Raw genomic sequence first — 26,378 nt, 5'->3', positions numbered from 1 at the left:
TCTATAAACGCTTTGCTGTCAGACTTATAGACGCATTTAAGATAAATATAATATTTATTTTCGAAATCCCGATGTTAATTTTCCGCTCTAAACCCAATTTAATCAAAGGGCTTGCAATTTACAACAAATATCATATTAAATTACGTATTTCCGATATATCTTCCACAGGCTTCACACAATGATAATCCCGGCACAGGTAGATCAGCGTTTTGCCTTTTTGTTCCCTTTGCTGTAAAAGCGGCATGTCTTCCTGGTCATGCTCCGCGCCCAGCAAAACCTTCCCGGGCACATAGAGCCGGTTCAGTTCTTCCATCCTTGCGCCGTACGCGGGGCCGGACACAGCCAGCTCCGGCGTTCCCTGCACCATTTTCAGGATCATGGATGCCCACATGCCAAAGGAGGTGGGGTATCTTGTAACGGACTGCGACAGGCTGGCGGTCATCGCCACAGCCCTTTCCGCCCAGTCCCGCCGGTCAAACACTACGGCCAGGTACCAGAGATTATGCGCCATCACCGCGTTTCCGCTGGGCACAGCGCCGTCATAGACTTCTTTTTTACGAACGATCACGTCTTCCTGCGCGGCGGCAGTGTAATAGAAATAACGCGCGCTTTCATCTCCAAATTGTTCCGCCACGTATTCTGTTACCGCTTTTGCCTTCCGCAGCCAGTCCAGGTTCCCCGTAACTTCCTGTAAAGCAATCATGGCGCGCACGAGATACGCATAATCGTCCAGGAAAGCGGGATAGCGTGCATCCCCTTTTTTATACGTATGCCAGAAGCTGTAAGATGCTTCGCTCCGGCGCATTTTTTTCCAGATGCATTCCATGGCGGCCTCCGCCATTTCCAGGAAGGTTTTTTCGCCGAGCGCCGCGAAGGCTTTGCAGCAGGCGTGGATCATCAGGGCGTTCCATCCCATGAGCACCTTATCGTCCAGCCCCGGGCGGATGCGCTGGTCCCGCACGGGCATGAGCTTTGCGCGGCTCCGCTCCAGCAGGGCTTCCAGCTGCGCGGGCTCCATGCCAAGCCCGGCCGCTACTTCTTCCAGCGGGCGCGGCGCCCAGAGGATGTTATGATCTTCCCAGTTGCCTTGGCGGCTGATATCATAGTAAGCGGAAAATGCGGGCGCATCTTCGCCGAGTACCGTGTTGATCTCTTCTTCGCTCCATACGTAGAACTTCCCTTCTTCCCCTTCGGAATCCGCGTCCAGCGCGGAATAGAAGCCGCCTTCCGGAGCGGTCATTTCCCGGCGGATGAAGGCCAGCGTATGACGGATGACGGTGGCATACCGTTCGTTGCCTGTGAGCTGGTAAGCTTCGCAGAGTGTATCTATGAGCAGCGCATTGTCGTACAGCATCTTTTCAAAATGCGGGGCCAGCCATTTTTCGTCGGTGGAATACCGCGCGAAACCGCCGCCCAGCTGGTCGTATATGCCGCCGTCGATCATTTTGTCCAGCGACAATAAAGCCTGCTGCAGCGCTTCGCCGTTCTTCGTATTGCGGCAGTACCGCAGGAGATATTGTATGGTGAATGACTGCGGGAATTTCGGCGCGCGTCCGAAGCCGCCCCACTCCTTATCCGCCTGGCCCATGATGGCCAGCGTCATGGCATCGCATTGCGCGGCGGTGAACAGTTCTTCTTTCGGAAGCTGGATGTTCACGGCTTCCATGCCGAACTGGTTGCTTTGGTGGAGGTGTTGGGTGAGGTTGGAGGCTTGTTCCTCGAGGTCTTTCCTTTTTGTTTTGAAGGCGTCGGAGACGGCGAGCAGTACTTCCTGCCAGGAGGGTCTGTTGTAAGCCTGCTTAGGTGGAAAATAAGTACCGCCGTAAAAAGGCTGGCGGTTGGGAAGGAGGAACATGTTGAGCGGCCATCCGCCGGAGCCGGCCATGGCCTGCAGGGCATCCATATAAATATGATCGATGTCCGGCCGTTCTTCCCTGTCTATTTTGATGTTGATGAAATGTTCGTTCATGATGCGGGCGGTAGCCTCATCCTCGAAACTCTCCCGTTCCATAACGTGGCACCAGTGGCAGGCTGCGTAGCCAATGCTCACCAGGATCGGTTTGTCTTCCGCTTCCGCTCTGCGGAACGCTTCTTCTCCCCAGGGATACCAGTCCACAGGATTATGAGCGTGTTGCAGCAGGTAGGGGCTGGTCTCCTTCGCTAGTCGGTTCGTCATAGATGGTCAATACGGATGCAAGTTAAGAATCAGATACTTATAAAATATCCCATGAAAGCATCATTCTTTGTGCCAAACCTTGCGGCTGTTATCATTCATTGCAAAAAAACGCACTGTCTTTTGCGCGGCCGCAAAGCAGGATGCAGCAAACCGTACCGCAGTTTTCCGCGGCGCAACGGTACACCGCTGCAATAAAAAAGGAGCGTTCTCACGCTCCTTTCTGCAATATGTTTGTGATATTATTTCTTGTTCAGTCCGAGCAGGTATTGCTCCAGCGCGGCCACCATGGAGGGCGCCTGCGGCGCGGGGGCCTTGATGTCCAGCCTCAGGCCGGCTTCTTCCACCGCTGCGGAAGTAGTGGGACCGAAAGCGCCGATATGCGTACCGTTCTGCTGGAATTTCGGCATGTTCTCGAAGAGCGATCTTACGCCGGAGGGGCTGAAAAACACGATCAGGTCGTATTCCGTTTGCGCCAGCACTTCTTTTACATCGTTGGAAACGGTCTTGTAAAGAGATGCGGTGGCATACTCACATTTGTTCGCCTTGAGCCATTCCTCAATGTCCTTTTTCTGACTATCGGAACTGGGGAAGAGGAACTTTTCGTTCTCCCGGTGTTTGTTCATGACTTCCAGCAAACTCCTGGTGGAGCCATCAGCTCCATAGAACACCTTCCGCTTGCGGTAGAGAATGAACTTTTGCAGGTACAGCGCAACCGCCTCTGTAATACAAAAATACTTGCAATCCTGGGACACCTTCACCTTCAATTCTTCGCATACACGAAAGAAATGGTCAACAGCGTTGCGGCTGGTAAATATCACGGCCGAATAGTTCATGATATCCACCTTCTGCTTTCTGAAATCCTTACCCGCTACTCCTTCCACTCTGATAAAAGGATGAAAATCCAACCGCACGTTGAATTTCTTTGCCAAGTCGAAATAAGGTGATTTCTCTGTCTCTGGCTTAGGTTGGGAAATTAGGATCGTTAGTTGTTTCTCCTGCAAATCTTTTTTTGACCCGCCTTTAATCATACGTATTTGCTCTTGTGTTAACAATCGCAGTAATCTACGGATTACCAGTTAACCATATCAGTAATACCTTGGTAATTATCAATACCGGCACTACTTCGAATGCGCAAAGGTAAAGAAAAAAATGCAATTTGCTAAAAGACAAGTATTGACGGACCAGTGAATAGGACCTTACATATCGGTATACAATCAGTAATACAATAAAGAATACCGATATATATAGACTTGTAACCGCAATTTGCGGCTCGCAGAATGCCAGGATCACAAGGAACGGCGCGAGCAGCACGCCGAGGATCTTGTTAATGAGATAGAGGATAAAAACGTAGGCGTCTATCAGGTCTTCGTTACCGAACAGCCATCCGCAGAAGCGCAGCACAATATATTTCACGGCGTATATGATGCCCACCAGCAGCATAAGTCCGGGGATCAGCATCCAGGCGATGGCGTCCGTAGGGTAATTGAGCCGGTACATCATCAGGTACAGGTAGAGACCGAGGCTGACCACGAAGAAGGCGTTGAGCAGGAAGTTGGGGAAGGGCGACTGGGAAAGCTGGTCCTTCAGCTGGCGCTGGCTCAGCGTAGGATTCAGGAAAGCTCTGAAGAGGTCTGAAAAATATTTCAGGTAGGTTGTACGTATTATACCGAGTAACAGCAATACGCCCCCGACCAGGTACACCAGCCAGTCCTGCTGTGGGTCCGGGCGAACAGGATTGATGTCGTACTGCAAGGCTTTGCCTTCGGTGTTGAAGTACCGGTTCGTTTTCGCCAGTTGCGCCATGACAGTATCATACATGTGCACCCGGACGGCTTTTGTGGAGTCCTGCGCAAATACCGCAGCGGCTTGCGAAGAATCTGGCTTAACTTTGGAAGATGTATCGGCCGACTGCGCCCTGGGGGCCAGCGAGATGCAGATCATCATTATCAATAACAAGAGAGTACGCAACGAGGGCAATGTTTGGTAATGCAATTAACTATTCTTGTTCCAAAAATATCAACAAAACTCAGATGTATTTTCGAGGTTTGCAAATATTCGCGGCGATTCTTTCTTAAATCAACTCATGGCAGGTATTTATATTCATATTCCGTTCTGTAAAAAAGCATGCCACTATTGCAACTTTCATTTCTCCACCTCCCTGCAATACCGCGATGAAATGGTGCAATGCCTGCTCACAGAAACCGCGCTGCAAAAGGATTATCTCGCTGGCCATGCGGTAGAGACCATCTATTTCGGCGGCGGCACTCCCAGCCTGCTGCCCGCGGCGGACATTACTCGCCTGCTGGAACAAATTCGTACCCACTACGCCGTTAGTGCCGGCTCGGAGATCACACTGGAAGCTAACCCCGACGATCTTACCGCCTCCACGCTCGCCTCTCTCCGCAAAGCGGGCATCAACCGCCTGAGCATCGGCGTGCAATCCTTCTTCGAAGAAGACCTCCGCTGGATGAACCGCGCCCACAACGCCGCCCAGGCTGCCGGCTGCCTGGAGCTTGCCGCGGCAACAGGTTTCGACAATATCAGCATCGACCTCATCTATGGCGGCCCCACGCTGACAGACGAACACTGGGAGCAGAACGTGCAAAAAGCCATCGCGCTGAACATCCCCCACCTCTCCTGCTATGCGCTGACCGTAGAGCCCGGCACGGCGCTGGACCACTTCATCCAGCATCAGAAGGTGCCGCCGGTTGATCCGGACAGGGCCGCGCATCACTTTGAAATGCTGATGCAATGGATGGAAGACGCGGGATATGAACACTACGAGATCTCCAACTTCGCCAAACCCGGCAAGCACTCCCGGCATAACAGCAGCTACTGGCAAGGCCGCCCCTACCTCGGCCTCGGCCCTTCCGCCCATTCGTTCAACGGCCTCTCCCGGCAGTGGAACGTGGCGAACAACTCCCTCTACATGCAGAACATCCGCAAAGGCATCGTTCCCTCGGAGATTGAAATGCTCAGCCCGAAAATGGCGCTGAACGAATATATCATGATATCATTGCGGACCTCCGAAGGCTGCGACCTGGGGCGGGTGACCGAACGGTACGGGCAGGACAAAAGCGAGCAGATACTTGCCGCCGCCAAAGAGTTTAAGGAAAAGGGCTGGATGCGGCGCGAGGGGAGCATGCTGAAGCTCACCAATGAAGGAAAGTTCTTTGCGGACGGGATCGCCGCGGCGATGTTCTTTTAGCAAGCGCTATGCAAAAGCGTATTCCTTTAGCGGGGCGCTATGCATCAAATAAACCCCTTCTCCAACTCCATATACGCCTCCTCCGGATGCAGCTGCTCCCACAGGATAGCATATACTTTCTGCGCCACCGGCATGTAAGCGCCAATTTCTTTATTGATCTCGAAGACGCTGCGGCTGGCGTAATATCCTTCCGCCACCATGTTCATTTCCAGCTGAGTGGCCTTCACACTGTACCCTTTGCCGATCATGTTCCCGAAAGTGCGGTTGCGGCTGTGTAATGAATAACAGGTCACCAGCAGGTCGCCGAGGTAAGCGCTGGCATTGTAGTTATGCACGGCGGGTTCCTGGCCGGAGCCGGTCTGCGCCTGTTCATATTTTTCCAGGAACTCCTGCATTTCCCGGAAGCAGTTGGTGATAAACACGCTCTGAAAATTATCGCCGTATTCCAGGCCATGGGCAATGCCTGCGCCCATGGCATAGATATTCTTCAGCACGGAAGCGAACTGCACGCCCGTTACATCCCTGTTCACGATCGTTTGCAGGTAGCTGTTGTTGAACATCGCGGCGATGTTTTCCGTAGCGTCAGGCTCCACGCCGGAGAATGTGAGATAAGATAATTTTTCGTTAGCCACTTCCTCCGCGTGGCAGGGACCGGTAATAGTGAAATATTGCTCCGGCGGCAGGCCGAAAGTTTCTGCCAGATAATCGTTGATCAGCTGGTTGGTGCCGGATACGAGGCCCTTGATGGCGGAAACCACCTTCTTCCCTTTCAGCGCATCCGCAGGCAGCGATTCCAGTACGCTCCGCAGGAACGCGGAAGGAACCGCCAGGATGATGGTGTCGCTCGCGGCCACCACTTCCTGCGCACTGCTGTTCAGCTGTAAAAGACGGGTATCGAAGTATACGGAGTTAAGGTGATGTTTGTTGTGATGACGCTGCTGCATATGACGGATGGTGTCTTCGTTGCGTATCCACCAGTGGATGTGCCGGTTGTTGTCCGTCAATATCTTTGCCAGCGCCGTAGCCCAACTGCCGCTTCCGATAATTCCGATATGATTGTCCATGCTCAACTTTTTCTCTGAATTTTCTGCAATGTAAAAAATCGACGGGCCAACGCCAAAAGTGAGCGCATAAAAAAGGCAGGCATACCCTGCGATATGCCTGCCTTCGTTGTGAAAAGTATCTTTATTTGTTGGCTTCGAATAGTTCGGATTTGGGCACCACCTTCACTTTTTTCCCGTTTTCCAGCGTACGGGAAACCGCGGTGTAAGGCCCGCTGATCACTTCCTCACCTTCCTTCAGGCCGGATGTGATCTGGATGTTATTATCATCCTGGATGCCAGTGGTCACCTGCGCCAGCTTCACCGTGCCGTCTTTCTGCAAAATGAACACGACTTCCATGAAATCCTTTCTCTCTTCGCCGGTTGCGGCGGAGGGAGGGGCGGGACTGCCGGGCGCCGGTTTAGCCTCTTTCGTTTTGCCGGTATCGGAAGGGTTGCGGGTGGTCACTGCGTTGATGGGAATGGCCAGCACCTGTTTTTCCGTGCGGGTCTGTATGTCTACGCTCGCGCTCATACCGGGGCGGAACGGGAAGCGCCTGCTGCCGGGCTCCATCAGGTCCGCATAAGATTCCGGCATAATGCGGATATGCACGATGTAGTTCGTCACCTGCTCCGCCGAAGTGGTGGAAGCGGTGGCGGTGGCCGCGCCTTTACTGGAGCTGGCGATCTGTGTTACCACGCCTTTGAACTTGCGGGCGTTGTAAGCATCTACTTCGATGATGGCGGAGTCGCCGAACTTTACTTTGGGAATGTCGTTCTCTCCCACGTCTACCTGCACTTCCATCGTGCTCATGTCTGCAATGCGCAGCATTTCCGTACCGGTCATCTGTGCGGTACCTACCACACGTTCCCCTTTCTTCACGGAAAGCAGGGACACCGTGCCTCCCATGGGCGCGGCGATGGTGGTACGGCCGAGGTTCTTGTTGGCCTCGGTAAGGTTCGCCTGGGCGCTGGCCACGGCAAACCGGCTGCTGTTGATCCTTTGTACGGCGGCGTTGTAGTCGGACAATGCCGCTTTATAGGTAGCTTCCGCTGTTTCAAATTCGGAGCGGGAGATCACTTTATCGTCGAGCAGCTCCTTGTTACGGTCGTAGGCGGCCTTGGCCTGATCGAGCCGCGCTTTGAACGCATTCACGGCGGCGGAGCTGTTCGCCAGGTCGGCTTCCGACTGGCTAACGGCGGCGGCTGCACGATCGCGCATGGAGCCGTAAATATCTGCGTATATGCGTGCCAGTATCTGCCCTTTCTTCACGGAATCGCCTTCCTGCACGAGCAGGTCGGTGATCTCGCCGGATACGTCAGAGCTTACTTTCACCTCTATTTCCGGATAGATCTTTCCGCTGGCGGATACCACTTCTATGATGTCCTTTTTCGCGGCCTTATCCACAGACACCCTCACGCCTTCATCCTTCCCTCCTCCCCGGATGATCATCACGATAATAATAAGTACGGCCAGGATGCCGATAAGCCAAAGGAGTTTCTTCTTCTTCATATACGCTATTGTGTTGCTGCAGCCGGACTTACAGCGATATTCGCTGATCGCGGTAGAACTCCAGCAGTTTAATTTTAAATATATAATCGTACAATGCTGATACTTTGTCGATCTGTGCTTTAAACAGGTTCGTTTGCGTGGTGATGTATTCCACGGTGTTCATCAGGCCCACGTTGAATCGCTTCGTCGCAAAATCGTATGCCTTTTGCGATGCGCGTTCGGTGGAAATGGCGGCCTGGTATTTCTGGAAAGCGCCCACGGCATCCGCATGCGCGGTGTATACGTCCTGGCGGAGCTGTTGCTTGTTGATGTCAAGCGTCAGCTGTTTGTTTTCTATGTCGATCTTCGCCCGTTCCACATTACCCCGCAGCTGCCAGGCATTGAGCAGGGGGATGCTGAGGGAGAGGCCGATGTTCTGGCCGAAGTTGTTGCTGAGCTGATCGGTGAACGGCACTTTACGGATGTCGCTGGTAGCGCTCGGCCGTATTACTTTATAATCGGTACCGTTGACCGTTACCAGCCCGATGGTGTCTACCGTGGGCCGGAGCGGGCCCCAGGGCTCAAAGTTCGTGTTGGCGTAGTTGGTGCTGGCGCCGGCGCTGAACCGCAGGCTCGGGAACAACGCCCCGCGTGCAGAGGCCAGGGTGCGTTCTGCGGCCTTCACCATCATTTCGTCCGACTTATATTGCGGCTGTGCCGCCAATGCCGCGCTGAACACCATTTCCGGCGCTGTTTCGGAGAGGTTCAGCATGGGCACGGATTCAATGTTTTCGGGTAATACGGTAGCGAACGGCACGGCAAAGTCCAGGTTCAGCAAGGCTTTCATCTGCAATACCCTTACAATGCTGTTATTCTGCGCGTCCACCAGCGTGGAGCTGTCCCTTGCCAGCTGCGCTTCCATGTCCGCCTGGTTGCTTTCCGGCACGGAGCCGGCGGCAACGAGTTTCTTTGTATTGTCCAGCTGCGCCTGGCTCAAAGCCACCTGGGATTTACTCAGTTTCACCTGTTCATTGGCGAGCAATATCTGCAAAAAGGCATTGGCTACGTTCACGCCCATATCGTTCCGCGCTTTCTCCAGCAGGAAATTATTGGCGTACAGCTGGTATTTGCTGGCGGCGATGTTGTTCTGTTTGGTGAACCATCCGAAAAGGTCCGCGCTGATGTCCAGGCTTAAGCCGGAGTTGAAGAGGGACTGGGTCACGAAGTTGTTGGACGTAGGGTCGATGGAACGGCCGAAGCGGTATCCGCCGCTGGCGCCCGCATTGATCGTGGGCAACTGGGAAAGCCGGTTCTGCTTGAGGGTCAACTCCGCCAGCCGCTTTTGCAATACGCTTTGCTGCAGCGTGAGGTTATGCGAAAGGGCGTACTCCAGGCAACGCTGATAGGTCCAGCTGTCCTGTGCAACCACAGACGATGGGGCGGCGAACAGCAAGATAAGCAAGGACACAATGGCGAGGGTCTTTATTCTCATAGCCTGACAAAAATATTGTAATTGAGTGGTGACTATTCCCATGTTCTTGATAAATGGCAAAACCTGGGTGGGTATGGCACCGGGCCACACGAATTTAAGGCAAAACATCATATGATGAGTTTTTAAAAGCAGAAAATTACAGCACCTGCCCGTCGCGTATCCGGATGATCCGGTTACCGAAAGCAGCGTTCACGTCAGAATGGGTTACCTGTACAATGGTTATCTTGTCTTTTTTATTCAGTTCAGCGAACAGTTCCATGATCTCCCGGGCCTGGTCTGAATGCAGGTTGCCGGTGGGCTCATCGGCGAAGATCACGGCGGGCTCCCCCACAATAGCGCGGGCAATGCCTACCAGTTGCTGCTGGCCGCCGGAAAGCTGGTTGGGGAAGAGGTCTTTCTTGGCTACGATGTTGAACCGGTCCAGGATGTCCGCCACCTTGCTTTTGCGTTCGGACGACGGCATGTTCTTGTATAGCAGCGGGGTTTCTATGTTTTCGTATACGGTCAGCTCATCTATCAGGTGGTAAGCCTGGAACACAAAGCCGATAGCGCCCCGGTGCAGCTGGGTGCGCTTTTTATCATTCATGCGGTGCACCAGCTCTCCCTGGAAAAGATATTCCCCGCTGGATGGCTCTTCAAGCAGACCAAGGATGTGCAACAGCGTTGATTTCCCCGAGCCGGAAGGTCCCATGACGGACACGAACTCGCCTTCGTGAATGGTGAGGTCCACATCTTTCAGAATTTCATGCTTTCCGAATCCTACGGGATAATGCTTGGTAATGTTGCGCAGTTGGATCATAATATAGATAGATTATTCAGTACGTAATGATTTTACAGGATTGGCCAATGCGGCCCTGATGCTCTGGAAGCTGATGGTAATGGCGGCGATGACAATGGCCATCAGCCCGGCCACCGCAAATATCCACCAGCTGATGCCAATGCGGTACGCAAATTCTTTCAGCCATTCGTTCATCATCCATGCCGCCAGCGGCGAAGCGATCAGGATCGCCACGCCTACCAGCTTCAGAAAATCCCGGGATATCAGCGTGGTGATGCCCAGCACGCTGGCCCCGAGCACTTTGCGGACGCCGATCTCCTTCGTTCGCTGGCCAATGGCCAGCATGGCGATGGCAAACAGCCCCATGCACGAAATGATGATGGTGAGCACCGCGCCGGCGACAAATATCTGTGAAAGTTTTCTATCGCGGTTATATTGCCGGTTCGTATTCTCGTTGACGAAAGAACCGAGGAACGGCGCACCCGGAACGATTTCATTCCAGGCTCTTTCGACCGTTTTCATGGATGCTTCCAGGTTGCCGGACCTCACTTTTACGAACAGGTAGGCCGGCGGGCCCTGCATCAGCATGATAATGGGTTCTATCCGCTTGTGCAGCGACTGGAAGTGAAAATCTTTCACCACGCCCAGCACATGATATTCCCGTTCGCCTTCATCAAAACGAAAGCGGTAGCCAATGATGTCTTTCTCCCCAAGTTCTGCCGCCATCCGCTCATTGATCACCAGGCCGCTGGAATCCGTTCCCATGTTCCGGTTAAAATCACGGCCGCCGGTCAGCTGCAGGTCCATCGTTTTCACATAGTCGTACCCGATATTCAGCCAGTTGGATTCCAGCTCGCGGTCTTTATGCCGGAAGCCCACCTTGGCTACGGTAGTGCTGCCATCCCTGCCACGGCCGAAATTATTATCCGCGGAGGTAATGCTGATCACGCCCGGCCGCTGCGCAAGCTCCATGCGCATCCTTTCCACCACCTGCAACGACTGCTGTACATTCCCGAGCGGAACGCTCACTACCTCTTCGGTATTGAATCCCAGCGGCTTGCTGCGCAGGTAGTTCACCTGCTGCCAGGCGATCAATGTGCAGCAGATGAGCAATGATGAAAAAGCAAATTGTACAACGATGAGCGAGTTGCGCAAGTAATTATTTTTCCCGGTGCTGATCTTGCCCTTCAATATCTGCAAGGTGCCGGAACGCGCCAGCAGCAAGGCGGGATAGCCGCCGGCCAGCAGCGTCACCAGCAGGAAGGCGCCGGCAATTCCCGCGAGCACTTTGGGTTCTTTCAGGATGCTGAACGAAAGCTCATAGTTTAGCAATGCGTTGTATTGCGGCAACAGGATAAATGCGAGCAGGGCGCCGAGCACCAGCGCAATGAAGAACAGCACCAGCGCCTCCCCGCAGAATTGCAGGGCCACCTGTGTTTTCCCCGCGCCCATCATCTTCCGCATCCCGACTTCCCGGGCGCGCGTGAAAGCCCTTGCCACGGTAAGGTTGATGAAGTTGGTGCTGGCGATGAAAAGGAGGAACACGGCCACGAAGAACATCATGAACATCATTGTTTCGTTGGAATTGCCCAGCGAACTAATCTTGCTGAAATGCACTTCTTTCAGGGGAATCAGCCCGAGATGCATCAAACCACCGTATTTGCCGGGCCGGGCGCCGTCGTTCTTCATATTGTGCAGCTTCTTCGCGTAGTGTTTGTCCAGGAAGGCTTTGGCATTGGCGGAAAAGGATTCCGGTTGCACGCCGGGCATGAGCTGCACGAAAGTGGCGAGGCTGAAATTTTCCCATTCGTCGTGGTTCTCCGCGTAATATGCCCATTGCTCTATACGCATCAGCATGTCGAAATCAAGGCTGGAATTTGACGGCGGATCTTTCAGCACGGCGGAAACGCGGTAGCTTTCCCATTTGTCTCCCCGGCTCAGGGTCATGGTCTTGCCTACGGGATCTTGTTCTTTAAAAAAGTGCGAGGCCGTCTCTTCGGTAATGATCACATCGTTCAGCCCCAGTTGCAATTGCCCGCGGACGGCGGGGAACGTGAACATCTGCAGAAAGCTGCTGTCTACACAACGGATGCTCACATCCTCCATTATGTCATCCACCCGCACATGGGTGCCATCGTTCGCATAACGGGTAACGGCCTTTATTCCCGGTATTTCCTGTTCCAGGGCCGGCGCAAGCGGGTAAGGCATGTTGGCTTTGGAGCTGGTGCGTTCCGGGTAATATTCGTCCATGTACACCTGGTAGATGTCTTTCTTCTTTTCATGGAAATCATCAAAGGTGAATTCCCTGTACACGGTGAGGCATAACAGCAGCGCCACTGCAATCGCCACAGCGAGCCCCGTGATATTCACGAAGGAAACCTGCTTTGCTTTCCATATGTTGCGCCATGCTATTTTGATGTAGTTCCTGAACATGGTGGGGATTTATGAATGTAACTGCGGATGTTTTCTTCTTGTGAGGCTCATGCAATAAAGCCCCGCAAACAGCACCAGCAGCAGGGGAACGGCCATCCAGGGGATGATCTGCATCACGTCCCACCCGGAGTAGGAGAAGCCCTGCCCGGAATAGAGCGGTACTTCTATCAGCCTGTTCACGAAACAAGAGAATGAGTTTTCCATAGCATTATACATGAAACTGTTCCTTGATGTTCTCGGTGACCACCTTACCGTCGAACAGGTTCACGATGCGGTGCGCGAAGCCTGCGTCGTACGGGGAGTGCGTTACCATGATGAGCGTAGTGCCGGCTTCGTTCAGCTCCTGCAACAGCTTCATCACTTCTTCGCCGTTGGTGGAATCCAGGTTACCGGTGGGCTCGTCCGCCAGGATGAGCTTCGGCTTGGCCACTACGGCGCGGGCGATGGCCACACGCTGCTGCTGGCCGCCGGAGAGCTGCTGCGGGAAGTGATTGCGGCGGTGCATGATGTTCATGCGGTTCAGCACTTCCTCCACTCTTTGTTTTCTTTCGCTGGATGGCACTTTCAGGTAGAGCAGCGGCAGTTCTACATTTTCAAAAACGGTCAGCTCGTCTATCAGGTTGAAGCTCTGGAACACGAAGCCGATGGCGCCTTTGCGGAGCTGCGCGCGCTGGCGTTCGCTCATCCTCGCCACTTCCTTCCCCCAGAAATGATACTCGCCGTCAGAGGGATTGTCCAGCAACCCGAGTATATTGAGCAGGGTGGATTTCCCGCAGCCGGAAGGCCCCATGATCGCTACAAATTCACCATCCTGCACTTCCATATTGATGCCGTTCAGCGCCGTGGTTTCCACTTCTTCCGTTGTAAAAAGTTTTTGCAAGTTGACTGTTCTGATCATTTTTGTTAGATTGATAATTTAAAATTCGAGCACTTCCTTGTCACCAAAATTCTCGTAAGAAGACGTGATGACCTGGTCACCGGGCTGCAGCCCTTCCAGCACTTCGAAGTAAACGGGGTTCTTGCGGCCCAGGGAAATATTGCGCTTCACCGCGCGCTTTCCGCTGTTGTCCACAACATACACCCAGTTCCCCCCGGTATCGGAGAAGAAGCCGCCAGCGGGCAATAATACTGCTTCGGATGATTTTCCTAATTCAAGGCGGATAGGAGAGGATTGCCCGCGGCGGATGCCTTCCGGCGCTGCCGTTACAAAGTTCATGTCTACTTCAAAACGTCCGTTCTTTACTTCCGGATATACTTTGGATATCGTCATCGGATGATTCTTTCCGTTAAATTCAAAGTTGGCCTTCAGGCCGGTAAACACACGGGAAATGTAGTGTTCGTCTACCTCCGCGCGCAGCTTGAACCCGTTCATGTCATCTATCTGACCGATGTTCTCGCCCGCCTGGATGCTGGTGCCTACTTCCACGTTGATAGATGACAGCTGGCCGTCTACCGGCGCCCGCACCACCAGGTTGTTCAGGTTGTCCTTCATCATCTGCAGGTTGCGCTGCGTACGCGCGATCGTGCCTTCCAGCTGTTCAATCTGCGTCACCGAGTTTTTGATCTGGTAGTCCTGCGACTTTACTTCTATCTCGCGCTGGCGCACCAGCTTTTCATAGTCGCGCTTCGTTTTCAGGTATTCCTGTTCGGCCACCACTTTGTCTTTGAACAGCTTGTCGTTACGCTCATAAATGTCTTTCGCCTGGTCTACCTGGTAATCCAGGTCGCTCAACGTTTTTTCCAGCGCAAAGCGGTCCTGCTTCAACCGGAGCCGCGTGTTCTGCAGCTCGTTGATCAGGCGGTACATTTCTGTTTCCCGGTTCACGAACTCCATGCTCAGGCGCTGGTTTTCCAGCCGGAGGATGGAATCGCCCTGCTTGACCATGCTGCCGCCTTCCAGGAATTTATTGGCTACATACCCTCCTTCGATGGCGTCCAGCCGGATGGTCTTGAGCGGGTGCACCACGGCGGTCACCACGATATATTCGTCAAACGTGCCTTTGGTAACGGCGGAAATAGTGATCTTGTCCTTCTCCACATTCAGCTTGCTTCTTTTATCGGCAAAAATGAACCCCCAGAGAATGAGCAGCACGAGTATCCCGCCGCCGCCCGTCAGGAAGATGCGTTGTTTGTTCCAGAATTTCTTTTTGAGTTGTCTGTCCATGATCTTAATTGCTGCGGGAAGATATCCAATCCATGTGCCAAGCCGTGCCAAACGCGCAAACGCAATACTGTGGCCCGTCTTGCGCAACCCTCCGCCGGGGGGCCTGTTCCAAAGCGGACAAGGGGTGTCCGGTATCGGACAAATTACCGGACGCCCGGCCAGCCTGAAAATAACCCATCCCCGCAAAAAAATCTTTGTTTAATATTGCTCCCGGGCCGTTTCCCCGCTTTAACCCAACGTGAGCCTGCCGCATTCACCCCGGAACGGAATGCGTTTTGCGATCACCATTTCGGAACAATAATTTATTCAAAAGATGAATACTCAGCAAGGAAAAATCCTGATCGTTGATGATGATGTAGATGTGCTCCGCGCAGCAAGGCTGCTTTTAAAAAGACATTTTGCGCAGGTGGACTTCGAGAAAAATCCCCAGAAGATCCCCTACCTGGTCACGAACTTTGATTACGACGTGATCCTGCTGGACATGAACTTTACCCGCGACCTCAGCAGCGGGAAGGAGGGTTTTGAGTGGCTGGACAGGATACTGGACATCAACCCCAAAGCTACCGTGGTGCTTTTCACTGCCTACGGCGATGTGGAAATGGCCGTGCGCGCCATCAAAGCCGGCGCGGTGGACTTTGTGCTGAAGCCCTGGGAAAACGACAAGCTGCTGGCTACCATACAGACCGCCGTGGCGACCCACCAGGCGGCACAGGAAAAGAAGGCCGGGGGCGCTACGCTGCATACGGACAATGTGCTGATCGGCGACAGTCCTGCCATGCAGGAAGTGATGGAAACCGTTTCCCGCGTGGCCGGCACCGACGCCAACATCCTGGTGCTGGGGGAGAACGGCACGGGAAAGGATTTGCTGGCCAGGCACATCCACGCCCTGAGCCAGCGAAAGGATAAAAAATTTGTGAGCGTGGACCTCGGGGCGCTCAGCGAAACGCTGTTTGAAAGCGAGCTGTTCGGACATGTGAAAGGCGCTTTCACCGATGCGCGGGAAGACCGCAGCGGGCGCTTTGAAGAAGCCAGCGGCGGCACCATTTTTTTAGACGAGATCGGCAACATCGCCCTGCCCTTCCAGGCCAAACTGCTCACCGTGCTGCAAAACCGCTCCGTGACGCGCGTGGGTTCCAACAAAACAGTGCCGGTGGACGTGCGCCTCATCTGCGCCACCAACCGCAACATTCAACAAATGGCCGCGCAGCAGCTGTTCCGGCAGGACCTGCTGTACCGCGTGAACACCATCGAAATACACCTCCCCCCGCTCCGCGACCGCAAAGAAGACATCGTGCCGCTGGCGGAATATTTCCTCGGCCTCTACCGCAAAAAATACAACCGGCCCGTGGCGTTCCTGCACGATACGCTCGTCGCGCAACTGGAGCAATACGATTGGCCCGGCAATATCCGCGAACTGCAGCACGCCATTGAGAGAGCGGTGATCCTCTGCCAGGGCAAAACCCTGATGCCGAAAGACGTGTTCGTGAAAACGAGCCCCGCCGCCGAACAGCTGGATACGGGTTTCAATCTCGAGGAAATGGAGCGCAACATGATATCGCAGGCGTTGAAAAAATGCAATGGCAATATCACGGACGCCGCAAAAGAACTGGGCCTGAGCCGCGCCGCCCTGTACCGGCGCATGGAAAAATACAATCTCTGATATGAACCGCTTCAGCGTTAATATACTGCTGCGCATCCTGCTGCTGATACTCACCATCACGGCGGGCTGCTGGCTTTGGTGGAACAGCTACCAGCTGGTGGTGATCCTCGTCATTCCCCTGCTGCTCATGCAGGTGTTCGCGCTCTATCATTACCTCAACCGCGTGAACCGGAAGCTCACGCTGTTCCTGGAAGCGATCCGGTATGAGGATTTTTCCATCCGCTTCAGCGCGGACAATAAACTGGGCAAGAGCTTCAGCGCGCTGAACCACCAGTTCAACGAAGTGCTCGAAGCATTCCGGCAAACGCGCGCGGAGCGCGAGGCCAACCTCAAATACATCGACACCATCATCCAGCATATCAGCATCGGCATCCTTTCTTTCGACAGTGAAGGAAAGATAGAACTGATCAATCCCGCGGCTTTCCGGCTGATGGGCATTTACCGCCTCCGCTACCTGGACGAATTAAAGAACGCGCATCCCCAATTGTCCGAATTACTACAGGGACTGCCCGCGGGACAAAAAACACTGTATGCCACGCAAAACGGCCAGCAGCTTTCTATCCACGCTGCTTCCGTAAGATTGCAGGGAAGATTTGTGAAGCTCATTTCCCTGCAAAACATTCATTCCGAACTACAGCAAAAAGAGCTGGAAGCCTGGCAGAACCTCACCAAAATATTACGGCACGAGATCATGAACTCCGTTACGCCGATCGTGAGCCTCATCGGCACCATGCAGGACATCGTGGAGCATGATATTCCCGCCAGCTCCGCGCAAACCGAGGCGGTGGACGATTTGCGCGAAGCGCTGCAGACCATCGAAAGCCGCAGCAAGGGCATCATGAATTTTGTGAACGCCTACCGCGATTATACAACACTGCCCAAGCCGCAGTTCACCAACATCAACCTGAAACAGCTGCTCAATACGATCAGCAATTTGTTACTGCCGGAAATGAAAGCGGCGGGCATCACCTACCGCGCCCATGTTGCGCCCGATAACATCGTTGTGCTGGCAGACACGGCGCAGCTGCAGATGGTGCTGATCAACCTGATCAAAAACGCGATGGACGCACTGGAACATACGGACCAGCCCTGGATCACCGTAAAAGGATCGCTGGGCAGCGGCTCACAGATCATCATCGAGATCACGGACAACGGCCCGGGCATTGAACCGGAAGCCATGGAAAAGATCTTCATCCCCTTCTTTACCACGAAGAAAAAAGGCTCCGGCATCGGGCTGAGCCTCTCCCAGCAGATCATACAGATGCATGGCGGGCAGCTGAAAGTGAGCAGCCTGCCGGACAAAGGGACCTCCTTTTTTGTGTTACTGAATAATTGATAAAATGTAGTAAGTTGTAGGAATATATTTCTCCTGGCTTATGCAATCAATTTCATGGGGAGTAGTTTACTTCCTGTTGCTGCTGGCGGATATTTGCCTGATAGCACTGGATGTCCCGGAAGCACGTTATGTTTCGAAGCCTTTACTGATGATCGCGCTGGGTTGCTATTGCTGGTCACAGGTGGGAGCGCTGCAGCTCCGTGCGCGTAATCTTATTTTTATCGCCCTCATTTTTTCCTGGTGGGGCGATGTGCTGCTGCTGTTCGACGAGCTGTTCGTGGAAGGGCTGGCCAGCTTCCTGGCGGCGCATATCCTTTACAGCATCTTCTTCCTGCTGGTGAAACGCAGATCGCCGATGAACGGGAAAGACGCGGTGTCCATGGCGCTGGTGGCCGTGTATGCCACGGGGTTAGTGTGGTTCCTCGCTCCGCACCTCGGCGGGCTTAAACCGGCTGTGGTCGCCTATTCGGTGGTGCTCAGCTTTATGCTGCTGTCGTCTATCGGGGCGTTCGGGCTGAACGGCACGCAGGCGGGGCGGCTTTGTGTATCGGGGGCGGTGCTCTTCGTGTTCTCGGATTCCATGCTGGCCATTGAGAAGTTTTACATGGAATTCCCCGGCGGCAGCGGGCTGGTGATGCTAACCTATGGCTGCGCCCAGTGGATGATCGTGGAGGGAAGCACCCGGTATTTGAAAGTGGAGGCGTGAAAATAATTGCCTAATTTTGGTGCCATATGCATCAGACAGACTTCCTGGTAGTAGGCTCGGGGATTGCAGGGCTCACTTACGCACTGAAAGTGGCCGAACAATGTCCGGATAAAACGGTGACGATCATTACCAAGACCCGCGAGGACGAAACCAATACCAAATACGCACAGGGCGGCGTTGCCGTGGTGAACGACCTGGAGAACGACAGCTTTGAAAAGCACATAGAGGATACCCTCATTGCCGGCGACGGCCTTTGCAATGAAAAGATCGTGGAAATAGTGGTGAAAGAGGGGCCGGACAGGGTCAATGAATTGATTGCCTGGGGCGCTAATTTCGACAAGGAAAAAGACGGCGACCTCTCCCGCGGTAAAGAAGGCGGGCACTCGGAGTTCCGCGTCATCCACCATAAAGACGTGACCGGCCGGGAAATAGAACGCGCCCTGCTGGAAGCCATCCGCGGTAAAAAGAATATCCGGCTGATCACGCACTGCTTCGTGGTAGACCTCATCACCCAGCACCACCTTGGTTATCTCGTTACAAAGTCCACGCTGGACATTGAGTGTTACGGCATCTACGTGCTCAACCTCAAAACGAACAAGATCGAAAAGATACTTTCCCGTGTGACGTTGCTGGCTACCGGCGGCAACGGCCAGGTATACCGCACTACCACCAATCCCGTTATCGCCACCGGCGACGGCGTAGCGATGGTTTACCGCGCCAAGGGCCGCATCGAGAACATGGAGTTCATTCAATTCCATCCCACGGCGCTTTATCAGCCGGGTGAAAACCCTTCCTTCCTGATCACGGAAGCAGTGCGCGGCGACGGCGGCATCCTGCGCAACATCAGCGGGGAAGACTTCATGCATAAATACGACGCGCGCCTCTCGCTCGCCCCGCGCGACATCGTGGCCCGCGCGATAGACAGTGAAATGAAGATCACGGGTACGGAACATGTGTATCTCGATTGCCGGCATATGGACAAAGAGAAGCTCCTTCATCACTTCCCCAACATCTACGAAAAATGCAAATCCATCGGCATCGATATTACAAAAGACATGATCCCCGTTGCACCGGCGGCACATTACAGCTGCGGCGGCATTAAAACGGACGAGTTTGGCCGTACATCGATCCGCCACCTGTATGCCTGCGGCGAATGCGCCAGCACCGGTCTGCACGGCGCCAACCGGCTCGCCTCCAACTCCCTGCTGGAAGCCATGGTGTTCGCACACCGTTGCTACCTGCATGCGGTGGAGATCATCGACACCATTCCATTAGGAGAAAACGTACCGGACTGGCATGCCACCGGCACCAACGCGCCGAAAGAAATGATCCTCATCACGCAAAGCCTCAAGGAACTGAAACAGATCATGAGCGACTACGTGGGCATTGTTCGTACAGACGTGAGGCTGGAGCGCGCCATGCGGCGGCTGGACATCCTGCATGAGGAAACGGAGGCGCTGTACCGGGAAACCGCCGTATCCCCGCAGCTATGTGAACTGCGGAACCTCATCACCGCCGCCTATCTCATCGTGAAAGGCGCCAGCTTCCGCAAGGAAAGCAGGGGCCTGCACTTCAATACCGATTATCCTGACAAGAGCGAGCTGGTGCAGAACATCATCCTGTAACCTGACTAAAAGAGCGAGTGGACCATGTATTATATTCTGTTGGCATTTTGTTACGGCTTTTCCCTGCTTCCCTTATGGCTGCTGTACATCATCAGCGACGGGCTGCGCTTCCTGGTATATAACGTGATCGGCTACCGCCGTAAAGTGGTGATGGATAACCTCAGACAGGCGTTTCCGGAAAAAACGGAGGCCGAATTGCGTGCGCTCGCCAAAAAATATTACCGCAACCTTACGGACATGATGGTGGAGACCATCAAGCTGCTCACCATGAGCAAACGCTCGCTGCAAAAGCGTTTTATCTGCGATCTTTCCGTGCTGCAAAAACTGTACGATGAAGGCCGCAGCTGCCAGCTGCACCTGGGGCATAACTTCAACTGGGAATGGGCGAACCTCTTCTGCATGCAGGGCGTTCAGTTCCCTTTCCTCGTGGTGTTCATGCCTATCAGCAACAAGGCCGTGAACCGGATGTTCCGGCACTTCCGCGAGAAGTTCGGCACAAAGCTGATCCCCGCGAACGATATGCGGAACGGCATGGCGCCCTGGGTAGGCAGGCAATACCTGCTGGCGCTGGTGGCGGACCAGAACCCCGGCAATCCGCGGCGCTGCTACTGGTACCCTTTCCTCAACAAGAAAACTGCTTTTTATAAAGGCCCCGAAATGAGCGCGCGCAGGTATAATATCCCTGTGGTGTTCGCTGACATCCGCAAGATCAAACGCGGCTATTACAAGGCGCAGCTAACGCTGGCTTTCGAAAACCCCGAGCGGGAACCGGAAGGTGCGATCACGGAAGCGTTTGTACGATATCTTGAAAAAAATATCCACGAGCAGCCCGAAGTGTGGGTGTGGAGCCACCGCCGCTGGAAGCATGAATATAAGCCGGAGTACGATGAGCCGGGGCATGGGGAATAAACAAAAGCTTTTCTGTGAGGAGTACTGAATAGCGGCCTGCGCATGTAATAAATCAGAACGGGGCGATCTCATATCAGAGATCGCCCCGTTTTATTTTTCCAATCCCGCCTCAGGCAGAAGGTATCTTCAGCTTCTGGCCCGGATGAATGATATCAGGATTTTTGATCTGGTCCTTATTGGCTTCATAGATCTTCTGCCAGGTAAGGCCCGGATAATTCTTCGCGATCTTGCTCAGGCTGTCGCCTGACTTCACTTCATATTCCTCTTCAGCGCCGGCGGCCACGGAGATGTTCAGCACAACGTCACCGGAACGCATGTCCGGGTCCAGCTTTTCATAAGTGCCCCACAGCTGGTCTTTTACCGCGGTGGAAGGCGCAGTGCCTGTTACGTACAGCACACCGTTCTGTTCCGCAACCTGTAACCCTGTTACACCGTTGCTGTTAGCCTGCTGGATCAGCTCGGCATATTTTTCCTGTAATGCCATGATGTTACTTTTTTAAGGTTAAAATTTGAATGAAAAGCCGGCACTACTGCAGTGTCAGTTTATTGTTCACTTTCTTCGGCTTGATCTCGTTGGCGGCCTGCATGACTTTCTTCAGGTCTGCCCGTTTAATGGTGCCGGTCAATGTTACTTCACCATTGGCAACGGTGGCGGTCACGCCGGTAATGCCCTTGGCCTGGAATGCGGAGTCCACGCTGTTTCGCAGAATGTCGTCAGGGTTGATCACAACGGGAGGCGGCGGGGGCGGCGGCGGGGTCACCATGATGTTGTTGGTAATCGACTTAACGCCTTTTACTCCTTTTGCAGCGTCTTCGGCAGTGGTTTTAGCAGCTTCATCCACCACTTCGCCACTTAATGTGGCTACACCATCCTTCACTTCTGCTATCACGCCGGGCGCTGCAGTAGAAAGTTTGTCGTTCACTTCTTTCTGAACTTTGGCGTCGCTTGGCTTGCAAGCGTAAAAGAATACACCCATCATCAACGCGAGACAGGCGATCAAAAAGGATTTGCGCTGTTTCATAAGTTAAAATTTTAACAGAAGTTAGCAAATCCTGCGCCAAATAACAATTATATTTTCATTTAAATAATTGTTAAGCAATTAGATATAATGAAAGTATTCATTTAATATAAATGAATTAAATCGTATATATTTTATTGATAAACTATATGCGCGTTTATCCGTTAGGGTTATAGGGCATAAAAAAACCGGGATGACGCATCCCGGTTCCTGAAATTTTATGATAAAGTGATCAATTCAGCACATTTTTTTCCTGCACAACCTCCAGTCCTTTCTGATCTTTCATTTTACCGTAGCCGCCATTAACATTTCGCAGGTTATGGATGCCTTCGCGTTTCATGATAGAGCAGGCGATCACGCTGCGGTAGCCGCCCTGGCAATGTACATAGAGGTTATGATTGTCCTCAAAGTCCGCGAGGGAACCAGCGGGATCGGTGAGATCGCTGAGCGTGATGTTCACGGCGCCTTTGATATGGCCATCCGCATACTCCGCGGGCTTGCGCACGTCCACCACCACGAGGTTGGGATCATGCGGCAGGTCCATCGCCAGTTCATCGGGATCTACGGAAATGATCATGTCTATCTTCTCTCCCGCTGCTTTCCAGTTTTCAAAACCTCCTTCCAGGTAGCCTTCCACTTTGTCGAAGCCCACGCGCGCGAGGCGGGTGATGGTTTCCTGTTCCTGTCCAGCGTCGGTGACCAGTACCAGCGGTTTGTTAAACGGCAGCAGGCTGCCGGCCCATTCCGCGAAGCGGCCTTCCAGACCTATGCTGACAGATCCGGGTACAAAACCTTCGGTGAAAACATTGGCGTTCCTGGTATCGAGGATCACGGCGCCCGCTTTCACCTTTGCTTTAAAATCGGGGATGGACAGGGGCTGCAGGCTTCTTTCCATGAGGGTGCCCAGCGCATCATATCCTTCCTTGTTGATCTTTGCATTGATGGGGAAGTATTGCGGCGGCGTGCTCAGCCCTTCGGTCACCTGGCGGATGAAATCTTCGCGGGATTCCGCCAGCAGCGCGTAGTTGGTGCTTTTTTCATCACCGATGGTGCTGTAGGTGTTCGGTCCAAGGTTCTTGCCGCAGGCCGATCCGGGGCCGTGCGCGGGATATACGATCACATGGTCCGGCAGGGTCTTGATCTTTGTATTGAGCGATTCAAACAGGTAAGCAGCCAGCTCTTCCTTGCTCTGGTCGCCGCTGAAAAGATCGGGACGGCCTACATCTCCCACAAACAGCGTGTCGCCGGTGAAGATGGCATGCGGCTCGTTCTTTTCATCGAACAACAGGTAGCAGGTGGATTCAATGGTATGGCCCGGCGTGTGCAGTGCGCGCAGCGTGAGCTTGCCAATTTTGAAATCCTCTCCGTCCGCAGCGATGTGGACCGGGAAGCTGGTGGTAGTATTGGGCCCGTATACGATGGGCGCTTTGGTGGCTGCCGAGAGGTCCAGGTGGCCGGACACAAAGTCCGCGTGAAAATGCGTTTCGAAAATATATTTAATGGTGGCATTCCGCTCACGGGCCAGATCCAGGTATGTCTCTATGTCACGAAGGGGATCGATGACGGCCGCCACACCATCTGACTCGATAAAGTACGCGGCTTCGGACAAGCATCCTGTATACAATTGCTTAATGAACATATGGTTTTTGATTTTGACAAAAATACAAAGAAGTTCAGAAGTGAACGATGACGGTTGTCAATTGGGGGTCAAACATAAAAAAGCCCCGGGGGATGCCCGGGGCTTTCAGTATGGTGCAGGGCCGTCCGGCCCTCGGAATTGAAAAAGACGAGTGGATTAACCAACCAGTTCCTCGACAAATTTAGCCACTTCAGCAATGCGTTGCTTGTTGATCGTGTAGTGGATGAACTTGCCGTCCCGCTCGGTGATCACGATACCCGCGCGCCGCAGGATAGCCAGGTGCTGTGAAGCAACGGATTGCTCCAGACGCAGCTTTACGTAAATCTCCGTCACAGTCATGCGCTTGTGGTCTTCCAGCAGCTTGATCATTTGCTGGCGCAGCTTGTGGTTGATCGCTCTCAACACCATCGCGGCTTTCTTAACGGCAATGTAATCCAATTTGATCTGATCTTTTTCATTGTTGCCTCTAGAAATAATAAGAGTATTAGAAGAGGTCGTTAATAATTGTTTTTCCATCGCAAAATAGTTTTAAAAAAATAATGAAATGACAGGGATCAACGGACAGTAAAACGCGACTATTAGACAATAATCACGGATATTGATTACACAAAATTATAATATCTGTCACAATAAAAAAAATTTCTATACCTTCTTTTTTAATATATCGTGGCGGATATACCGCATTTTTCTGTAATTTGACACTGCCGTGACACAACTGGCCTGTTTTTCAGGCCATCCTGCCTCTTTCAAATATTAACGAATAGAGATACGTAATATGATGCGGCGAAATGCTAAAAATCTGCTAAAAAATTATTGGATGTTACTTTTTGCCGGGGAAGAAAAAGGCTTTGAGATAGTCCGGGGAGAAGTAGGCTACGTCTTTGAAATCCTTGTCTGCAAAAGCTTTTTCGGCAAGGGGCACCATGTGGGCGGCTGACATATGGTATTCGGGGAAACGGGCATTGGGGAAAGAAGCGGCTGACTGCTGCCATTTTGCGGCGCCGTCGCCAAAAAAATAGATGTTTTTTGACGCAATAAAGGGCTGGTAGGAGGTTGGTTCGAGTACCATGGCCTGCGGTGTGAGCAGGGGTTCGAGTTTTGTGTTGTAAACGGCGGTGAACACTTCCATTCGTCTTGCGTCGATCATGGGAACGAGGTAAATATCATCCGGCCGGATCGTGGTTCTTTCATCCGGTTGATTATGCTGCTGCAAGCCTGTTCCCGGTTTTCCATCTACTTGCGGACCTGCATCCGGTCTTTCATCCTCCTTTAAGCGCTGTAACATTCCATTCGCCATCATCTGCAATGTAGATATACCGATCAGCGGCTTGTTCCAGGTATAACAAAGTCCCTTTGCCGTGGCAACGCCCACCCGCAGCCCGGTATAAGACCCCGGCCCCGCGCTCACCGCCACCGCATCCAGCGCTTCCGGCGAAATATGATGACGCTGCATCAGCTCGCGGATAAACAGCGTGACCGTTGCCGCATGATCTTTCTGATCTGCATTTTCCATCGTTTCCAAAACCTCGCCATTGCGGGAAAGACAAACGGAACCGATCGCCGTTGCCGTGTCAATATGAAGGATCAGTGCCAAGCTCTGCTGATTTTTTATTTGCGGTGTATTCTTCCTGCAGCATGGAACATGCGCGATACCGTTCGTTGCCGGTACATGCATGCACGGCCTGCAGTACTTCGTACACGTGGCGGATACCGATCTTCCGGCTCCATTCAAACGGACCGGCGGGATAGTTGGTACCCAGTTTCATGGAAATATCTATATCGTCCCGCGTAGCGGTGCCTTCCGCGGCGGTGAAATAGGCTTCGTTGATGATCATACAAACCACCCGTGGCGTTACGAGGCCGGGCGTTGCGGCGACCGTTTCGTATAGCCATCCGAGTTGTTGCATCAGGGCGTCCAGCTTCGCAAGGTCGGCGGAGGGTGTTGCCGCCACTTCCAGCCGCGGCATCCCCAGGAATCCGGGCAGCCAGTTGCAGCCGTAAACGCCGGGTTGATCGTACACGTTCTTCACCATACATCCCAGCACAGGCACGTCCGGCTGCGCAGCATAAAGCACCAGGCGTTCGGGGTGCTCGTCCAGCGAAAGATCAATAACAAGCTCCGTTCCGGGCACAAAACCCGGGGACCAGATCAGCTCATGCGATCCGAAATCCCTGCTGCTCCGCAGCTCTTCCTGCCGTGACGTTTCTCCTGTAATAAGTATCCGCATGACGTTATTTGATGGCGATCACGGAGATCTCCACGTTCACGCCTTTCGGCAGCGCTGCTACCTGTACCGTTTCGCGGGCGGGGAAGTAACCGGTAAAATATTTACCGTACACTTCATTGATCTGTGAAAAATCATTCATGTCCATAATGAAGATGGTGCTTTTCACCACATCGCTGAAGTCCATTCCCGCTTCTGTAAGAATGTTGCGCAGGTTCTGCATCACCTGGTGCGTTTCCGCAATGATGTCGTCCTTCACCAGTTGCCCCGTTTCGGCATTCAACGCAATTTGTCCGGATACGAAAAGCATGCTTCCGGCTTTAACGGCCTGGTTATACGGACCAATGGGCGCGGGCGCGCTGTTTGTATTAATGACCAGTTTTTCCATATAGCGCAAAAATAAGGTTTTAGCGTTGGCAATAACGTGTTGCATCAGATATTCAAAAAGCTTATATTAGCATTCTGACGTTATTTGA

24 protein-coding genes are annotated in these 26,378 nt (G+C 53.2%); 6 read left to right on the top strand and 18 right to left on the bottom strand.

Annotated elements, in window-relative coordinates; genetic code table 11:
* Positions 1–130 precede the first annotated feature (130 nt).
* The 3 genes from CCY01nite_RS08110 to CCY01nite_RS08100 form a co-directional block, all read right to left on the bottom strand.
* Positions 131–2,176 (bottom strand): thioredoxin domain-containing protein, encoded by a 2,046-nt coding sequence (locus tag CCY01nite_RS08110; RefSeq protein WP_146859510.1) that lies wholly within the window; start codon positions 2,174–2,176, stop codon positions 131–133.
* 239 nt (positions 2,177–2,415) lie between these two features.
* On the bottom strand, positions 2,416–3,105 hold the full coding sequence (locus tag CCY01nite_RS08105) for a uroporphyrinogen-III synthase (RefSeq protein WP_246129884.1): 690 nt from the start codon (positions 3,103–3,105) through the stop codon (positions 2,416–2,418).
* A 133-nt stretch (positions 3,106–3,238) separates the two neighbouring features.
* Positions 3,239–4,120: a DUF4271 domain-containing protein gene (locus CCY01nite_RS08100; protein WP_146859506.1), complete on the bottom strand. Its 882-nt coding sequence runs from the start codon at positions 4,118–4,120 to the stop codon at positions 3,239–3,241.
* 139 nt (positions 4,121–4,259) lie between these two features.
* Here CCY01nite_RS08100 and hemW point away from each other — a divergent pair, with 139 nt between their 5' ends.
* Positions 4,260–5,384, top strand: a complete 1,125-nt coding sequence (hemW, locus tag CCY01nite_RS08095; RefSeq protein WP_146859505.1) for a radical SAM family heme chaperone HemW — start codon at positions 4,260–4,262, stop codon at positions 5,382–5,384.
* A gap of 44 nt (positions 5,385–5,428) precedes the next feature.
* Here hemW and CCY01nite_RS08090 read toward each other — a convergent pair whose 3' ends face one another.
* The 8 genes from CCY01nite_RS08090 to CCY01nite_RS08055 all read right to left on the bottom strand — a co-directional run bounded on the left by CCY01nite_RS08090 (position 5,429) and on the right by CCY01nite_RS08055 (position 14,783).
* Complete coding sequence (locus tag CCY01nite_RS08090; protein WP_146859503.1) at positions 5,429–6,448, bottom strand: NAD(P)H-dependent glycerol-3-phosphate dehydrogenase; 1,020 nt, start codon at positions 6,446–6,448, stop codon at positions 5,429–5,431.
* A 121-nt stretch (positions 6,449–6,569) separates the two neighbouring features.
* Complete coding sequence (locus CCY01nite_RS08085; RefSeq protein WP_146859501.1) at positions 6,570–7,937, bottom strand: efflux RND transporter periplasmic adaptor subunit; 1,368 nt, start codon at positions 7,935–7,937, stop codon at positions 6,570–6,572.
* A gap of 28 nt (positions 7,938–7,965) precedes the next feature.
* Positions 7,966–9,408 (bottom strand): TolC family protein, encoded by a 1,443-nt coding sequence (locus tag CCY01nite_RS08080; RefSeq protein ID WP_186830963.1) that lies wholly within the window; start codon positions 9,406–9,408, stop codon positions 7,966–7,968.
* Between the two features lie 136 nt (positions 9,409–9,544).
* The gene (locus CCY01nite_RS08075; protein ID WP_146859497.1) at positions 9,545–10,207 is read right to left on the bottom strand and encodes an ABC transporter ATP-binding protein; all 663 of its coding nucleotides are present in this window, start codon (positions 10,205–10,207) and stop codon (positions 9,545–9,547) included.
* Positions 10,208–10,219: 12 nt separating this feature from the next.
* A complete protein-coding gene (locus tag CCY01nite_RS08070; RefSeq protein ID WP_146859495.1) occupies positions 10,220–12,619 on the bottom strand; it encodes an ABC transporter permease in 2,400 nt (799 codons plus the stop codon).
* A 9-nt stretch (positions 12,620–12,628) separates the two neighbouring features.
* Positions 12,629–12,823 (bottom strand): hypothetical protein, encoded by a 195-nt coding sequence (locus CCY01nite_RS08065; protein WP_146859493.1) that lies wholly within the window; start codon positions 12,821–12,823, stop codon positions 12,629–12,631.
* 4 nt (positions 12,824–12,827) lie between these two features.
* The gene (locus CCY01nite_RS08060) at positions 12,828–13,517 is read right to left on the bottom strand and encodes an ABC transporter ATP-binding protein (protein WP_146859491.1); all 690 of its coding nucleotides are present in this window, start codon (positions 13,515–13,517) and stop codon (positions 12,828–12,830) included.
* Between the two features lie 18 nt (positions 13,518–13,535).
* Positions 13,536–14,783: an efflux RND transporter periplasmic adaptor subunit gene (locus CCY01nite_RS08055; protein ID WP_146859489.1), complete on the bottom strand. Its 1,248-nt coding sequence runs from the start codon at positions 14,781–14,783 to the stop codon at positions 13,536–13,538.
* A gap of 313 nt (positions 14,784–15,096) precedes the next feature.
* On the opposite strand from CCY01nite_RS08055, the gene CCY01nite_RS08050 reads away from it, so the two are divergent.
* Genes CCY01nite_RS08050 through CCY01nite_RS08030 form a run of 5 tightly spaced genes read left to right on the top strand, consistent with a single transcriptional unit; the run spans position 15,097 to position 21,019 of the window.
* Complete coding sequence (locus CCY01nite_RS08050; protein WP_146859487.1) at positions 15,097–16,443, top strand: sigma-54-dependent transcriptional regulator; 1,347 nt, start codon at positions 15,097–15,099, stop codon at positions 16,441–16,443.
* A gap of 1 nt (position 16,444) precedes the next feature.
* On the top strand, positions 16,445–17,779 hold the full coding sequence (locus tag CCY01nite_RS08045) for a sensor histidine kinase (RefSeq protein ID WP_146859486.1): 1,335 nt from the start codon (positions 16,445–16,447) through the stop codon (positions 17,777–17,779).
* A 40-nt stretch (positions 17,780–17,819) separates the two neighbouring features.
* The gene (locus CCY01nite_RS08040) at positions 17,820–18,485 is read left to right on the top strand and encodes a lysoplasmalogenase (protein WP_146859484.1); all 666 of its coding nucleotides are present in this window, start codon (positions 17,820–17,822) and stop codon (positions 18,483–18,485) included.
* Between the two features lie 26 nt (positions 18,486–18,511).
* The gene (gene nadB / locus CCY01nite_RS08035) at positions 18,512–20,110 is read left to right on the top strand and encodes an L-aspartate oxidase (RefSeq protein ID WP_146859482.1); all 1,599 of its coding nucleotides are present in this window, start codon (positions 18,512–18,514) and stop codon (positions 20,108–20,110) included.
* A 24-nt stretch (positions 20,111–20,134) separates the two neighbouring features.
* Positions 20,135–21,019, top strand: coding sequence for a lysophospholipid acyltransferase family protein (locus tag CCY01nite_RS08030; RefSeq protein WP_146859480.1), 885 nt, complete (start codon positions 20,135–20,137; stop codon positions 21,017–21,019).
* A gap of 109 nt (positions 21,020–21,128) precedes the next feature.
* Here CCY01nite_RS08030 and CCY01nite_RS08025 read toward each other — a convergent pair whose 3' ends face one another.
* The 7 genes from CCY01nite_RS08025 to CCY01nite_RS07995 all read right to left on the bottom strand — a co-directional run bounded on the left by CCY01nite_RS08025 (position 21,129) and on the right by CCY01nite_RS07995 (position 26,290).
* Entirely contained in the window at positions 21,129–21,503 is a 375-nt protein-coding gene (locus tag CCY01nite_RS08025; RefSeq protein WP_146859478.1) for a LysM peptidoglycan-binding domain-containing protein, read from the bottom strand.
* Positions 21,504–21,546: 43 nt separating this feature from the next.
* Positions 21,547–22,041, bottom strand: coding sequence for a BON domain-containing protein (locus CCY01nite_RS08020; protein WP_146859476.1), 495 nt, complete (start codon positions 22,039–22,041; stop codon positions 21,547–21,549).
* A 229-nt stretch (positions 22,042–22,270) separates the two neighbouring features.
* Entirely contained in the window at positions 22,271–23,677 is a 1,407-nt protein-coding gene (locus CCY01nite_RS08015; RefSeq protein WP_146859474.1) for an MBL fold metallo-hydrolase, read from the bottom strand.
* Between the two features lie 156 nt (positions 23,678–23,833).
* Complete coding sequence (locus CCY01nite_RS08010; RefSeq protein ID WP_074241384.1) at positions 23,834–24,193, bottom strand: ArsR/SmtB family transcription factor; 360 nt, start codon at positions 24,191–24,193, stop codon at positions 23,834–23,836.
* Positions 24,194–24,497: 304 nt separating this feature from the next.
* Positions 24,498–25,271, bottom strand: a complete 774-nt coding sequence (gene tsaB / locus CCY01nite_RS08005) for a tRNA (adenosine(37)-N6)-threonylcarbamoyltransferase complex dimerization subunit type 1 TsaB (RefSeq protein WP_146859472.1) — start codon at positions 25,269–25,271, stop codon at positions 24,498–24,500.
* The gene (locus CCY01nite_RS08000; protein ID WP_146859470.1) at positions 25,249–25,905 is read right to left on the bottom strand and encodes a 3-hydroxyacyl-CoA dehydrogenase family protein; all 657 of its coding nucleotides are present in this window, start codon (positions 25,903–25,905) and stop codon (positions 25,249–25,251) included. Before CCY01nite_RS08000 ends, tsaB begins: the two co-directional genes overlap by 23 nt.
* 4 nt (positions 25,906–25,909) lie before the next feature.
* Positions 25,910–26,290: a RidA family protein gene (locus CCY01nite_RS07995; protein ID WP_146859468.1), complete on the bottom strand. Its 381-nt coding sequence runs from the start codon at positions 26,288–26,290 to the stop codon at positions 25,910–25,912.
* Between the last annotated feature and the right edge of the window lie 88 nt (positions 26,291–26,378).

Source organism: Chitinophaga cymbidii, assembly GCF_007992715.1.
In the GTDB taxonomy this organism is placed as follows: Bacteria; Bacteroidota; Bacteroidia; order Chitinophagales; family Chitinophagaceae; genus Chitinophaga; species Chitinophaga cymbidii.
This window is presented reverse-complemented; position numbering and strand designations above follow the sequence as displayed.

Coding starts and splice junctions, on each gene's coding strand:
- CCY01nite_RS08110 (WP_146859510.1), bottom strand. CDS start 2,176: ATGACGAACCGACTAGCGAAGGAGACCAGCCCCTACCTGCTGCAACAC.
- CCY01nite_RS08100 (WP_146859506.1), bottom strand. CDS start 4,120: ATGATGATCTGCATCTCGCTGGCCCCCAGGGCGCAGTCGGCCGATACA.
- hemW (WP_146859505.1), top strand. CDS start 4,260: ATGGCAGGTATTTATATTCATATTCCGTTCTGTAAAAAAGCATGCCAC.
- CCY01nite_RS08090 (WP_146859503.1), bottom strand. CDS start 6,448: ATGGACAATCATATCGGAATTATCGGAAGCGGCAGTTGGGCTACGGCG.
- CCY01nite_RS08085 (WP_146859501.1), bottom strand. CDS start 7,937: ATGAAGAAGAAGAAACTCCTTTGGCTTATCGGCATCCTGGCCGTACTT.
- CCY01nite_RS08080 (WP_186830963.1), bottom strand. CDS start 9,408: ATGAGAATAAAGACCCTCGCCATTGTGTCCTTGCTTATCTTGCTGTTC.
- CCY01nite_RS08075 (WP_146859497.1), bottom strand. CDS start 10,207: ATGATCCAACTGCGCAACATTACCAAGCATTATCCCGTAGGATTCGGA.
- CCY01nite_RS08070 (WP_146859495.1), bottom strand. CDS start 12,619: ATGTTCAGGAACTACATCAAAATAGCATGGCGCAACATATGGAAAGCA.
- CCY01nite_RS08065 (WP_146859493.1), bottom strand. CDS start 12,823: ATGGAAAACTCATTCTCTTGTTTCGTGAACAGGCTGATAGAAGTACCG.
- CCY01nite_RS08060 (WP_146859491.1), bottom strand. CDS start 13,517: ATGATCAGAACAGTCAACTTGCAAAAACTTTTTACAACGGAAGAAGTG.
- CCY01nite_RS08055 (WP_146859489.1), bottom strand. CDS start 14,783: ATGGACAGACAACTCAAAAAGAAATTCTGGAACAAACAACGCATCTTC.
- CCY01nite_RS08050 (WP_146859487.1), top strand. CDS start 15,097: ATGAATACTCAGCAAGGAAAAATCCTGATCGTTGATGATGATGTAGAT.
- CCY01nite_RS08045 (WP_146859486.1), top strand. CDS start 16,445: ATGAACCGCTTCAGCGTTAATATACTGCTGCGCATCCTGCTGCTGATA.
- CCY01nite_RS08040 (WP_146859484.1), top strand. CDS start 17,820: ATGCAATCAATTTCATGGGGAGTAGTTTACTTCCTGTTGCTGCTGGCG.
- nadB (WP_146859482.1), top strand. CDS start 18,512: ATGCATCAGACAGACTTCCTGGTAGTAGGCTCGGGGATTGCAGGGCTC.
- CCY01nite_RS08030 (WP_146859480.1), top strand. CDS start 20,135: ATGTATTATATTCTGTTGGCATTTTGTTACGGCTTTTCCCTGCTTCCC.
- CCY01nite_RS08025 (WP_146859478.1), bottom strand. CDS start 21,503: ATGGCATTACAGGAAAAATATGCCGAGCTGATCCAGCAGGCTAACAGC.
- CCY01nite_RS08020 (WP_146859476.1), bottom strand. CDS start 22,041: ATGAAACAGCGCAAATCCTTTTTGATCGCCTGTCTCGCGTTGATGATG.
- CCY01nite_RS08015 (WP_146859474.1), bottom strand. CDS start 23,677: ATGTTCATTAAGCAATTGTATACAGGATGCTTGTCCGAAGCCGCGTAC.
- CCY01nite_RS08010 (WP_074241384.1), bottom strand. CDS start 24,193: ATGGAAAAACAATTATTAACGACCTCTTCTAATACTCTTATTATTTCT.
- CCY01nite_RS08000 (WP_146859470.1), bottom strand. CDS start 25,905: ATGCGGATACTTATTACAGGAGAAACGTCACGGCAGGAAGAGCTGCGG.
- CCY01nite_RS07995 (WP_146859468.1), bottom strand. CDS start 26,290: ATGGAAAAACTGGTCATTAATACAAACAGCGCGCCCGCGCCCATTGGT.